General features: G+C 72.8%; 13 protein-coding genes. 2 read left to right on the top strand and 11 right to left on the bottom strand.

Features of this window, described 5'->3' with window-relative positions; genetic code table 11:
- Window positions 1-16 precede the first annotated feature (16 nt).
- The 10 genes from AB0B33_RS11320 to AB0B33_RS11275 all read right to left on the bottom strand — a co-directional run bounded on the left by AB0B33_RS11320 (window position 17) and on the right by AB0B33_RS11275 (window position 10,134).
- Window positions 17-1,291: a deoxyguanosinetriphosphate triphosphohydrolase gene (locus tag AB0B33_RS11320; RefSeq protein WP_247020896.1), complete on the bottom strand. Its 1,275-nt coding sequence runs from the start codon at window positions 1,289-1,291 to the stop codon at window positions 17-19.
- 34 nt (window positions 1,292-1,325) lie between these two features.
- Entirely contained in the window at window positions 1,326-1,979 is a 654-nt protein-coding gene (locus AB0B33_RS11315) for a YdcF family protein (protein WP_247020894.1), read from the bottom strand.
- A gap of 32 nt (window positions 1,980-2,011) precedes the next feature.
- Entirely contained in the window at window positions 2,012-2,617 is a 606-nt protein-coding gene (locus AB0B33_RS11310; protein WP_360769737.1) for a response regulator transcription factor, read from the bottom strand.
- The gene (locus AB0B33_RS11305) at window positions 2,614-3,810 is read right to left on the bottom strand and encodes a sensor histidine kinase (protein ID WP_360769735.1); all 1,197 of its coding nucleotides are present in this window, start codon (window positions 3,808-3,810) and stop codon (window positions 2,614-2,616) included. The genes AB0B33_RS11310 and AB0B33_RS11305 overlap by 4 nt, the downstream gene beginning before the upstream one ends.
- 24 nt (window positions 3,811-3,834) lie before the next feature.
- On the bottom strand, window positions 3,835-4,575 hold the full coding sequence (locus AB0B33_RS11300; protein WP_360769732.1) for an ABC transporter permease: 741 nt from the start codon (window positions 4,573-4,575) through the stop codon (window positions 3,835-3,837).
- A complete protein-coding gene (locus AB0B33_RS11295; protein WP_247020885.1) occupies window positions 4,572-5,504 on the bottom strand; it encodes an ABC transporter ATP-binding protein in 933 nt (310 codons plus the stop codon). The genes AB0B33_RS11300 and AB0B33_RS11295 overlap by 4 nt, the downstream gene beginning before the upstream one ends.
- Before the next feature lie 94 nt (window positions 5,505-5,598).
- Window positions 5,599-6,987 carry a glycine--tRNA ligase gene (locus AB0B33_RS11290; protein WP_360769728.1) on the bottom strand — a complete coding sequence of 463 codons (1,389 nt, stop codon included), beginning with the start codon at window positions 6,985-6,987 and terminating at the stop codon, window positions 5,599-5,601.
- A gap of 83 nt (window positions 6,988-7,070) precedes the next feature.
- Complete coding sequence (locus AB0B33_RS11285; RefSeq protein WP_360769725.1) at window positions 7,071-7,712, bottom strand: class F sortase; 642 nt, start codon at window positions 7,710-7,712, stop codon at window positions 7,071-7,073.
- Window positions 7,713-8,406: 694 nt separating this feature from the next.
- Window positions 8,407-9,045, bottom strand: a complete 639-nt coding sequence (locus tag AB0B33_RS11280) for a class F sortase (RefSeq protein ID WP_360769722.1) — start codon at window positions 9,043-9,045, stop codon at window positions 8,407-8,409.
- A complete protein-coding gene (locus AB0B33_RS11275; RefSeq protein WP_360769719.1) occupies window positions 9,046-10,134 on the bottom strand; it encodes a hypothetical protein in 1,089 nt (362 codons plus the stop codon).
- Window positions 10,135-10,401: 267 nt separating this feature from the next.
- Between AB0B33_RS11275 and AB0B33_RS11270 the strand changes: the two genes are divergently transcribed.
- Complete coding sequence (locus AB0B33_RS11270) at window positions 10,402-10,761, top strand: metalloregulator ArsR/SmtB family transcription factor (protein ID WP_360769716.1); 360 nt, start codon at window positions 10,402-10,404, stop codon at window positions 10,759-10,761.
- Window positions 10,761-11,174, top strand: coding sequence for a Fur family transcriptional regulator (locus tag AB0B33_RS11265; protein WP_086858947.1), 414 nt, complete (start codon window positions 10,761-10,763; stop codon window positions 11,172-11,174). The genes AB0B33_RS11270 and AB0B33_RS11265 overlap by 1 nt, the downstream gene beginning before the upstream one ends.
- 108 nt (window positions 11,175-11,282) lie before the next feature.
- Here AB0B33_RS11265 and AB0B33_RS11260 read toward each other — a convergent pair whose 3' ends face one another.
- Complete coding sequence (locus AB0B33_RS11260; protein ID WP_360769713.1) at window positions 11,283-12,116, bottom strand: helix-turn-helix domain-containing protein; 834 nt, start codon at window positions 12,114-12,116, stop codon at window positions 11,283-11,285.
- Window positions 12,117-12,125 lie beyond the last annotated feature (9 nt).

Below are 12,125 nucleotides of genomic sequence, written 5' to 3'. Positions count from 1 at the left end.
CAGCACCCCACTCCACTCAGCGGTGCAAGCGGGTCACGTGCCACGAGTACCACACGTGGGCCTGCGCGTCCGTCAGTGAAGCGACCTGGTCGATCACCACCCTCAGCAACCCGGCATCGTCCTTCGCCGCGTTCCAAGCCGGTACGAACAGCGGGTCCAAAGACTCCGGCGCCCGCCGAGCCAGGGCGTGCACCAGCTCAGCCAGCAACTCGCGCTGGCCCTCCTGCATCGCCAGCCTCCGGCGGTCGCTCATCACGTACCGCAGCGCCAGTGCCTTCAGCAGCGCCACCTCGGCCGCCACCTGCTCCGGGACCGCCAGGCGGGCGTCATAACCGGTCAGCGGGCTCGTGCCGAACGCCGCTCGGGTGCCCGTGACCGCCGCCGTCGTGAAGCGGCCCACCAGTTCGCTCGTCAGTCTCTTCAGCGCTACCTGGGCGCCCGGCGATCCGTCCGGCTCCGCTTCGGCCAGTGCCGCCACCGCCGGAAGCGCGAGCAACTCCGTCGCCGCGTTCTCCAATGTGGACACCGACTGGGCCGAGAAGTGCTTGGCCGCCGCCTCCGCCACCGCCGCTCGCTCGTCCGGGTGGGCCAGCACGCGCAGTTTGATGCGGCCGGCCAGGACGCCGTCCTCGACGTCGTGGACCGAGTACGCCACGTCGTCCGCCCAGTCCATGATCTGGGCCTCCAGGCACGTGCGCTCCTCGGGCGCGCCTTCGCGGAACCACGCGAACACCGCCGCGTCGTCCGGGTACACGCCGTACTTCGCCTTGCCCGGCTTCCGCGGCCACGGGTACTTCGTCGTCGCGTCCAGGCACGCGCGGGTCAGGTTGAGGCCCCCCGGACCGCCGTCCGGGCCGAGGAGCTTGGGCTCCAGGCGGGTCAGGATGCGGATCGTCTGCGCGTTGCCCTCGAAGCCGCCGCACGCCGCCGCGACCTGGTCGAGTGCGCGCTCGCCGTTGTGGCCGAACGGCGGGTGGCCGATGTCGTGCGCCAGCCCCGCCGTGTCCACCAGGTCCGGGTCCGCGCCCAGCTCCTCGGCGATGCCGCGGCCGATCTGCGCGACCTCCAGTGAATGCGTCAGCCGGGTGCGCGGGACGCCGGTGACCTCGGCGCCCTCCCCCGGCCCGACCACCTGGGTCTTGCCGGCGAGCCGCCGCAACGCGGCCGAGTGCAGCACCCGGGCCCGGTCGCGGGAAAACGCGCTGCGTCCGTCCGCCCGTGCGCCGGGCAGCACCGCGCCCTTCGCCGGCTCCGGCAGCAGGCGGGCGGTGTCGTGTTCGGTGTAACCCACCCGGCCAGCTTAAGCGGGCGCACCGACAAAAAGCTCACCCCAGGAACGTGGCGAACAGGTCGTCGGCCGGTGTCTTCGTCAGCCGGTAGTAGAGCAGCGCGCCGGTCTCCCGGACGATGTACCGCACCTGGGTGACGCGCTCCTGCACGATCGGCCCGCTGTGCGTCGGCGCCGTCCACGCGTCCAGGCCCAGGTCGCCGGCCATGGTCCGGGCCCGGAACGAATGCCACGGGTCGCTGACGAGCACCGCCGTGTGCCAGTCGCGGGCCTCGACCTGCTGGGCGACCGCGCGCAGGCTCCGCAGTGTGTCGCTCCCCTCGCCGACGGCGAGTGTCGCCGACGACGGCACGCCGTGGCGGGTCAGCCAGAGCTGGCCGGCCCGCGCCTCGGTGAAGTTGTCCTCGGCCTTCTTGCCGCCCGCGGTGACGATCGTCTTCGCGACGCCCGCGTCGTAGAGCTGCTTGGCCTTGACCAGCCGGGCCGCGTAGATGTCCGACGGCCGGCCGTTGTACTGGGCCGCACCGAGCACCACGATGACGTCGGCGGGCGTCCGGTCGTTTTCGCGGGCGACCTGCCACACCCGGAACGCCGTACCGCCGACGAGCGCGACCACCACGAGCACGACGCCGAAGGCGATCCGGCGCGCCCAGTTCGCGAGCGACGGTTTGGTGCGTTCAGCGGTACCCACCCGCCCCATCTTGTCAGAACGCCGCCGCCCGCTCAGAGCCAGCCGCGCTCCTCGGCGACGCGGACGGCCTCGGCCCGGGTCCGCGCGCCCGTCTTGCCGATCGCGGCGGACAAGTGGTTGCGCACGGTGCCCTCCGACAGGTGCAGTGCGCGCGCCACGTCGGCCACCGTGCTGCCGTCCCTGGCCTCCCGCAGCACGTCCAGCTCGCGTCCGGTGAGCGGGCTCGCCCCGGTGGCGAGGGATTCCGCGGCCAGCGCGGGGTCCACCACTCGCAGTCCACTGTGGACTCGCCGGACGGCTTCGACGAGCTGCTCGGGCGGGGCGTCCTTGACGACGAACCCGGCCGCGCCCGCCGCCATCGCGCGGGCCAGGTAGCCGGGCCTGCCGAACGTCGTGCAGATGATCACCCGGCACGACGGGAGCGCGGCCCGCAGGTCGGCCGCGGCTTCGAGGCCGTCCTTGCCCGGCATCTGCACGTCCAGCAGGGCGACGTCGGGTTTCGCCTCGCGGGCGGCGGCGACGACCTCGTCGCCCGAGCCGACCTGCCCGACCACCTCGATGTCGCTTTCGAGCCCGAGCACGGTGGCCAGCGCCCCGCGCACCATGGCCTGGTCGTCGGCCAGCAGCACCCGGATCAAGCGAATCCTCCCGCGGGTTCGGCGCGCACGGCCGGGGCGGCCGCGCGCGGTTCTGCGTGCGGGATCTCCGCCCGCACCAGCAATCCTCCCCCGGGCCGGACCGATGTCCGCAACGCGCCCCCCACCGCGGCGAGCCGCTCCGAGAGCCCGCGCAGGCCGTTGCCCGCGACGACCTCGGTGGCCCGGCCGTCGTCCTCGACCTCCAGCCAGGTGTCGCCCAGCCGCACCGTCACCTGCTTGGCTCCGGAGTGCCGCAGGACGTTCGTGACCGCTTCGCGCAGCACGTACCCGAAGGTGTTCTGGAGCTCCGGCCGCACGTTGTCGACGGCGTGCGGCAGGTCGGCGTCGATCTCCGCGGCCCGCAGCGCCGCCCGCGCGCCGGCGAGCTCCGCCGAGAGCGACACTTCGCGGTATTCCGAAACGGTCGCGCGGACGTCGGAGAGCGCGCTGCGCGTGAGGCTCTCGATCTCGCGGATCTCCTCGACCGTGCGCGGGATGTCGCCGGAGCTCTCCAGCACCCGCCGGGCCAGCCCCGCCTTGACGGTGATCGTGGTGAGGCTGTGCCCGAGCAGGTCGTGCAGGTCGCGGGCGACGCGCTGGCGCTCGTTCGCCACCGCCAGGGTGGCGATCTCCTCGTTGGCCCGCTCCAGCCGCCGGACCGCGCGGACGAGGTTGGCCATGAAGAACATCGCCAGCGTCACCGAACCGACCGTGATGAGGTCGCCGTAGTCGGCCAGGAACCGGCCCTCGAGCAGCAGCACGAGGGCGCCGGCGGCCAGCGCGCCGACGTCCAGGAGCACCGACCAGGCGGCCGGGAGCAGGAACACCAGCACCGCCGTGCCGTAGAGCAGGACGAACGCGCTCGCGCTGGTCGTCGCCAGCGTCGCGACCCCCAGCACGTTCATCGTGATCCCGAAGGCCAGCTTCACCTGGCGCTCCCGCTGGAAGAAGAACGGGAAGATCGCGTAGCACAACGCGTACGTGTAGATCAGCACGCCGGTGAGCACGGCCTCGGCCGAAACGCCGGGCTCGGCCAGCAGACCCCGCGTGACCGGGAGGAGGAACGGCAGCAGGAACACCACCGACATGACCGACCACCGCAGGCCCTTCGGACCGCCGCGGCGCCCGGCGTCGGGCAGCGGGTCCTCCCACCACGATTCCTTGTTGTCCAGCCCGAACTTGCGCTTCGCCATCGCCGTTCCTCGTTCTTCCGGCCCTCAGACGCGGGCGCTGTCCTTACGGTAACGCCTGATCACGAGCGCTCCGAGCACGACCGCCCACGCCCCGAGCACGCCGGCCGCGGTCGGCAGGGACACCACCATGTCGCTGGTCACCGCGGGTCGCGCCACCTGCAGCACCCAGTACGTCGGCATGATCTGGGCGACGTCGTGCATCCAGCCCGGCATCGACTCGATCGGGATCCACAGGCCGCCGAGGAAACCCATGCCGAGGGTGACGATCATGTTGACCGGCTGCATCGAATCGGGCGTGCCGAACTGGCCGAGCAGCAGCCCGAGCAGCACCAGCGGGATCGTGCCGAGCCAGACGCCGGCGAAGATCCGGACCCAGCCCGCGGCGTCGAGGTGCACGCCCTCGACCGTCACGGCCAGCAGCGGCACCAGGACCAGCGCGGGCAGCCCCACGAGCATCCCGGAGATGCCCTTGCCCGCCAGGTAACCGGTGCCGGTCAGCGGCGTCAGGCGCAACTGGCGCTGCCAGCCGGCGGCGCGTTCGAGCGCGAGCCGGGCGCCGCTGTTCGTGGCCGCGGCGAACGTCCCGAACGTCATCATGTTGATCATGATCACGGCGGCGATCGCAACGTGGTCCGGCGCGTCCGCCTTCGTGAAGACGTTGGCCTGCAACAGGAACATCAGCACCGGGAAGGCGACGACGAAGATCAGGAACCGCGGCGCCCGGAAGTTGCGGCGGATCTCGGTGACCAGGTAGGTGGCGTTCATCGGACGGGCTCCGCGGTCTCGTCGGCGGTCAGGGAAAGGAAGGCGCCTTCGAGGCCGACGGCCCCGATCTCGACGTCGTGCACGGCCGGGACGGCGGCCTTGAGCGCCCAGAGCGTCTCGTCGGAGTCGGCGCTGGAGATGGCGACGCGGTCGCCGCGCAGCTCGAACTCCTTGACGCCGGGCAGCGCGGCGATCAGCGCCTCGGTGGCGCCCGGGACGGCGGCGCGCAGGGTGCGGCCGCCGGCGAGCGCGCGGACCTCGGCGACGCTGCCGTCGGCGACGATCCGGCCGCGGCGCATCAGCACCACCCGGTCGGCGAACTCTTCGGCTTCTTCGAGGTAGTGCGTCGCGAACACGACCGTGCGGCCGGACTCGGTGAACGCGTACATCGACTGCCAGAACTCGCGCCGCGTCCCGACGTCCATCGCGGCCGTCGGCTCGTCGAGGATCAGCAGGTCGGGGTTGCTGACCAGGGCGACGGCGAAGCGCACGCGCTGCTTCTGCCCGCCGGACAGCTTGTTCGCGCGGCGGCCGGCCAGCTCTTCGACGCCGGCGGCGCGCAGGGCTTCGGCCACCGGCAGCGGGCGGCGGTGCAGGGCCGCGACCATGCCGACGGTCTCGGCGACGGTCAGGTCGTCCATCAGGGCGCCGCCCTGCAGCATCGCGCCGATCAGCCCGGCGCGGACGGCGTCGATCGGCTTGCGCCCGAACACGCGCACTTCGCCGGCGCCGGGGCTGGTCAGGCCGAGGACCATGTCGACGGTGGTGGACTTGCCGGCGCCGTTCGGGCCGAGCAGGGCGACCACTTCGCCCGGGGCGATCGTCAGGTCGAGGCCGTCGACCGCGTGGACGTCGCCGTAGTGCTTCCGCAGGCCGGTGAGGTGGACCGCGGCCCCCGCCGCCACCGCCTGGATGTCTGTTTCTCGCATGCCCCCAGGCTGCCGCCCGGCGGGCCCGGGACCCCAGACCGTGCGTCACGACCTCGCCGTGACAGGTGTCAGGGGTGCCCGGGCCCGGGCGGGTTCAGCAGCCGATGAGGCGGGCCGCCAGGTAGGACTCGAGCTTGTCGATCGCGACGCGCTCCTGCGACATCGAGTCGCGCTCGCGCACGGTCACGGCCTGGTCCTCGAGCGAGTCGAAGTCGACCGTGACGCAGTACGGCGTGCCGATCTCGTCCTGGCGGCGGTAGCGGCGGCCGATCGCCTGCGCGTCGTCGAAGTCGACGTTCCAGTGCTTGCGCAGGGTCGCGGCGACGTCCTTCGCCTTCGGGGTCAGGTCGGCGTTGCGCGACAGCGGGAGCACCGCGACCTTGAACGGCGAAAGCCGCGGGTCGAGCTTCAGCACCACGCGGGTGTCGGTGCCGCCCTTGGCGTTCGGCACCTGCTCCTCGTGGTAGGCGTCGACCATGAAGGCCATCATCGACCGGCCGACACCGGCCGCCGGCTCGATCACGAACGGCCGGTAGCGCTGCCCCGACGCCTGGTCGAAGAACGACAGGTCCTGGCCCGAGTGGTTCGAGTGCGTCGTCAGGTCGAAGTCGGTGCGGTTGGCGATGCCCTCGAGCTCGCCCCACTCCTGGCCCGCGTTGAACGCGAAGCGGTACTCGATGTCGACGGTCCGCTTCGCGTAGTGCGAGAGCTTTTCCTTCGGGTGCTCGAAGTGGCGCAGGTTCTCGGCCTTGATGCCGAGGTCGGTGTACCACTTCGTGCGCTCGTCGATCCAGTACTGGTGCCAGCGCTCGTCCTCGCCCGGCTCGACGAAGAACTCCATCTCCATCTGCTCGAACTCGCGCGTGCGGAAGATGAAGTTGCCCGGCGTGATCTCGTTGCGGAAGGACTTGCCGATCTGGCCGATGCCGAACGGCGGCTTCTTCCGCGACGTCGTCTGGACGTTGGAGAAGTTCACGAAGATGCCCTGCGCGGTCTCCGGGCGGAGGTAGTGCAGGCCCTCCTCCGACTCGACCGGGCCGAGGTAGGTCTTCAGCATCATGTTGAAGTCCCGCGGCTCGGTGTACTTGCCGCGGGTGCCGCAGTTGGGGCAGGGCACGTCGGACAGGTCGTCCTCGGTGGTCTCCTTGCCGCTGCGCGCGGTGTACTCCTCGGCGAGCTGGTCGGCGCGGAACCGCTTGTGGCAGGACAGGCACTCGATCAGCGGGTCGGTGAAGACGTTGACGTGCCCCGAAGCCACCCACACCTGGCGCGGCAGGATCACCGAGGAGTCGAGGCCGACGACGTCTTCACGGCCCTGGACGACGGTCTTCCACCACTGGCGCTTGATGTTGTCCTTCAGCTCGACCCCGAGCGGGCCGTAGTCCCACGCCGAGCGGGTACCGCCGTAGATGTCCCCGCTGGGGAAGACGAAACCACGGTTCTTGCACAGGCGGACTACGGTCTCAATGGTGTTCGTGGGCACTCCACGCTCCGGAAGCATGCGGGGACGGTTATCGGACTAGAACGTCCAGGGTATCCGCCGGGGCCCAGCGGTTATCGCGCAGGCTACGGCCGCGACACCAGCGACGCCGTCACGACGCGGTTGTCCTCGTAGCCCTCGGTCCCGCCGACGTATTCGCCACCGCAGGTGACCAGCAGCAGCTTGTGCGGGCCATCGGGGTCGAAGAGCTGCTCGGAGCGCCCGGCGAGGTCGGTCTTGTGGACGGTCTCGACGGCGTCGACCCGGTAGACCCAGGCGCCGCCGGCGGTGTCGGTGAGCTTGACCTCCTGGCCCCGCTCGACCTGCCAGAGTTCCATGAACGGGCCCTTCTTGCCCTTCCAGTTCACGTGCCCGGAGAGCAGGGCGACGCCGTGGCCGGCGCCCAGTTCGGCGCCCCACCAGGCGGCTTCGTCGAGGCCCTCGGGGATCTTGAGCGCGCCGTTCGCGTCGAGGTCCTCCTGGACGAGCTTCGCGGTGCCGCCGCCGGGCAGGCTCAGGTGCACCGGGTCGCGGCCGGAGTCCTTCTGTTCGGCGGGCTGGTTCGTCGCGGCGGGCGTCCCGGTGCCGTTCGCGACCGCGGGTTCATCCTTTCCGGTGAAGATGAGCAGGGTGGCGACCAGCGCGGCGACGACGAAAGCGCCGGCGACGCCGACGATCCACCAGCGGCCGGAGCCCTTCTTCCGCTCCGCCGGGTTCTGCTCCTGCATGGGGTCTGGCTCCTTCGCTCGGGTGACTCGGCGAAGGAACACATGCGGCGGCGGGTGCGGGAGGTTGCACCGGGATCGCGGTTCGGTCCGGCTCGGCCCGGCTTGGCCCGGCTCGACTCGGGCTCGGCCCGGCCCGGCTTGGCTCGGCCCGGCTTGGCCCGGCTCGACTCGGGCTCGGCCCGGCCCGGCTTGGCTTGGCCCGGCTTGGCTTGGCCCGGCTCGGCTCGGCCCGGCTTGCCCGGCTCGACTCGGCCCGGCTGGCCCGGCCGGCTCGACCCGGCCCGGCCCGGCTTGGCCCGGCCCGGCCCGACTCGGGCTCGGCCCGGGTCGGCTCGGCTCGGGCTCGGCTCGGGCTCGGGCTCGGCCCGGCTCGGGCTCGGCTCGGGCTCGGCCCGGCCCGGGCTCGGCCCGGCTCGGTTCGGGTCGACCCGGCCCGACTCGGCTTCGTGGAGCGGGCTCGGCATAGCTCAATACGGCCTGGCTCGGGCGAGGCAGGGGCTCGGGTCCGACGGGGGACCACCGACGGGCGGGGACCACCGACGGGCGGGGTCCACCGGCGGGCGGGGTCCACCAGCGGGCGGGCCGGCGGCCGGAAGCAAGCCTGCGTGCGCCACCGCGGCCCGGCCGACCGCACGACTCGGGCGGGCCCGGGCGCAGGCCTCAGGCGGGATCCGGTGAGCGACCAAGCGCGGGATCAGCCGGGCGGGCGGGTCACCAGGTTCGCCGTGACCAGGCGGTTCTCGTCGTAGCCCTCGGTGCCGCCCACGTAGTCGCCGCCGCAGGTGACCAGGACCAGGCGGTGGGGGCCGCTCTGGTTGAACCAGCTCTGGGCCTGCTGCGGGAGCGCTTCCTTCGCAAGCGTCACCACCTGGTCGACGCGGTAGACCCAGCGGCCGCCGCGGGCGTCGACGATGCTGACCTCGTCGCCGGCGCGGGTGCGCCACAGCTCGTCGAACGGGCCGCGCTGCCCCTCCCAGTTGACGTGGCCCGACAGCAGCGCCGTGCCGCGGTCCGCGCCCAGCTTCGCGCCCCACCAGGCCGCGTCCCCGAGGCCGCGGGGAATCGGCAGCACGCCCGTGTCGGTCAGTTCCGTGCGGACCAGCCGCGCGGTCGCGCCGTCGGGGAGCCGGACCGTGCCCGGGCGCTGCTGGGCCACCGATTCGCTGTCCGCGGGCAGCACCGCCGGGGCCGCGTTCTCCCCCGGCAGCGAGCCCGGCGGCGGGGCCGCCAGCGGGGCCGCCGTCGGGGGCAGCCAGGTCAGCAGGACGATCCCGGCCGCGAAAGCGGCCACGGCCAGCGCGGCCGCGACGGCGGCCAGCGCGGTGCGGAGCACCTAGTCCGTCCCGGTTTTGCGCCGCCGCCCGAGCAGCAGCGCGACCGCCGCGAAGAACACGCCGCCGAAGAGCAGGCCGATGCCGAGCGGGACGCGGGAGCCGTCGCCGTCGGTCGCGGGGGCCGCCGCGCCGAGGTAGCCGGCCGGGACCTGCGTCGGGACCGCCGCCTGCGACGCGCTCGTGCCGCCCGCCTGGTTGCCCGCCTTCGCGACGAACCCCTTGGGGACCGAGCAGCTGACGCCGCCGAGCACGATGTTCGTCACGACGTCCTGCACCGCGGCGCCCTGCGCGTCCTTGACGTGGGTGGTGATCTCGACGCGCCAGCCGGCGACGGCTGTGAAGTCGCCGCCCCGCCAGCCGTCCTGCCGGATCAGCTGGTCGAACGCGCCGACGCGGGTCAGCTTGAGGTCGGAGACCGTGGTGGCCTTGTCCGCGTTCGCGATGTCGCCGGGCGGCCCGAGCCGCAGGTTGGCCAGCTGGAGGCCGGCGTTGCCGCCGGGCACCGGGACGATGCCGAGCGCCCCGTCGGCCTGGCGCACCCACAGCCGTGCGACGGACGTGGTGGCGGTGAGCTTGGCGGGGCCGGTGCAGTCCACGGCCGACTTCGCGCCTTCGAGCACGAGCACGGTGTTGTCGACCGCCTTCGCCGCGCCCTGCCAGACGTCGCGCAGCGCGTAGTTCGTCTCCGCGACGGCCGTGGGCACCGTGGTGGCCTGCAGCGCGGCGACGACGTTGTGGTCGCGGCTCGCGACACCCGGCGGGTACGGGTTCTGTGACGCGCTGTAGCGGCCCAGGTCGATCTGGTAGTGCCCGCCGAAGGTCGCGCGCTCGCCGTCGTCCTTCGGGACGGTGACGCGGTCCGTGCCGAGCTTCGACTGACCTGGCAGCAACGGCGAGCGCTGCGTCTCGGTGATGAGGGCGCCGCCGCGCTGACCTTCGCCGCCGATCCGGACCGACGCGATGTTCGCGAACGAGACCGGCCCGGACTTCTCGTCGACAGCCTGCGTCTGAGCCCCGGCCAAACCCACTCCGACCAGCGGGAACACGACAGCCGTCAGCGCTGCTGCCTTGGTTGCGAAACGGGTCATGTCTCCCCACTGGTGTGCTTGGGCGCGGCGCCGGCTGTGCGAGAAGCGGCAAAACGCTCCGCGACAACCTTGCACCGTCGGCCACTACATGCGAAGCCGAAGAGCCAATATCCCACGAACTCACCCGAACGGGGTAATACGACCAGCCGTACTTCGCAGCTCGGCGCCGGGGCGGGGCTCCCGTCCGGGGGAACACTAGGATGGGCGGCGCCGTTATCGGCAATGACTACGGAATTCATGGTCCGGACGGGCAGGGTGGAGGCGGGCATGGCGACGGTGACCGGGAGTGGCGCCCAGCCGGGCCTCGCGGACTGCGCACCGGCGGCCGAGCCGGTGCACCCGTCACCATCGGTGCTGACGGACGCGGGCGACCTGCTGCGCGCGCTGGCCGCGCCGGTGCGGATCGCGATCGTCCTGCAGCTGCGGGCCGCCGACCGGTGCGTGCACGAGCTGGTGGACGCCCTCGACGTCGCGCAGCCGCTGATCAGCCAGCACCTGCGGGTGCTGAAGACGGCCGGGGTGGTGCAGGGCGAACGCCGCGGCCGCGAGGTGGTCTACCGGCTCGCCGACGACCACCTGGCGCACATCGTGGTCGACGCCGTGGCCCACGTGCAGGAAGGAAAGTGATGAACCCCGCCGCGCCGCGCAGCCAAGCCCCGGTGCCCGGGCGCCGATCGACCCGGCAGCGAGCCGCGGTGGTCGAGCTGCTGAGCACCGTCGACGACTTCCGCTCCGCCCAGGAACTGCATGACGAGCTGCGCAAACGCGGCGACGGCATCGGCCTGACGACGGTGTACCGCACCCTGCAGTCGCTGTCGGAGGCCGGCGAGATCGACGTGCTGCGCACCGACTCCGGCGAAGCGATCTACCGCCGCTGCTCGGCGCACCACCACCATCACCTGGTCTGCCGCCTGTGCGGCCGGACGGTGGAGGTCGAGGGCCCGGCGGTCGAGCGCTGGGCGGAGAAGATCGCGGCGGAGCACGGGTTTTCGGAGATCTCGCACACGGTGGAGATCACCGGCACCTGCGCGGAGCACTAGCCCGGTCACGGGTCGCCCGGGCGCGGACCCGCACGACGCGGTGGGCCGGCGCCGGTGCACTGGCGGTGGCACGTTCGCCGGGCGGCCGGGTCGCGTTGCGAGGCCGCGTCACGCTCGTGGGGCGGTCGGCCAAGCTACGTCGTCGATGGCCAGCCAAGGAGCCGCGGCCAGCTCGGTCGGGGTCAGTCCTGCGATCGCCCTCGCTTCGCGGTGCAGGTGGGATTGGTCGGCGTAACCACTTCGCGCGGCGACCGTCGCCGCGGTGTGGCCGGTGGCCAAGAGGTGGGCCGCGTGGTCGAAGCGCACCAGCTGGGCCGCTCTCTTCGGCGTCAGCCCCAGCTGGGATCCGAAGCGGGACCACAGGCGCTTGCGGCTCCAGCCGAGCTCTTCGGCCAGGCCGTCGACCCGGACCCGCCCCCGGGCGGCGAGGGTCCGGCGCCAAGCCTGGACGACCTCCGGCTCGACGCGCGGGCGGGTCGCCAGCCGGCGGGCGAGGACGTCCGACGCGACGGCGAAGCGTTCGTCCCAGGACGGGGCGGCGCGCAGCCTCTCCTCGACTCGCTCGGCGTCGCGTCCCCAGACCTCCTCGAGGGTGGCCACGGCGCCCGTCAGTTCCGTCGAAACGCCGAGCAGCGCGGACGCGATCACCGGGGACAGCCGGATCTGGAGGCACGTGCCCTCCTGGCCGCCGGTTCGGATGGCGCCGGGGAGGAGGCCGGCGACGAAGCTGCCGCGCCGGCGTGTGCCGCCGGCTTCGCGGACGATGCCGCCCGTTTCGCTCAGGTCGAGGAACAGCGTGACGGACGGGTGCGCGACCATCGCGATGCCGACGTCCGCGCGGATCCGCTGGCGGAACCCCGCCATCACGACGCCCGGCAGCCGCGTGGCCGGGCGCGGGACGGCGACCTCCACGTCCGCCCACTTCCAGCCGGTCGGCAGCACGTACGCAGC

The sequence above is a fragment of the Amycolatopsis sp. NPDC049159 genome, assembly GCF_040648295.1.
Classification (GTDB): Bacteria; Actinomycetota; Actinomycetes; order Mycobacteriales; family Pseudonocardiaceae; genus Amycolatopsis; species Amycolatopsis pretoriensis_A.
This window is presented reverse-complemented; position numbering and strand designations above follow the sequence as displayed.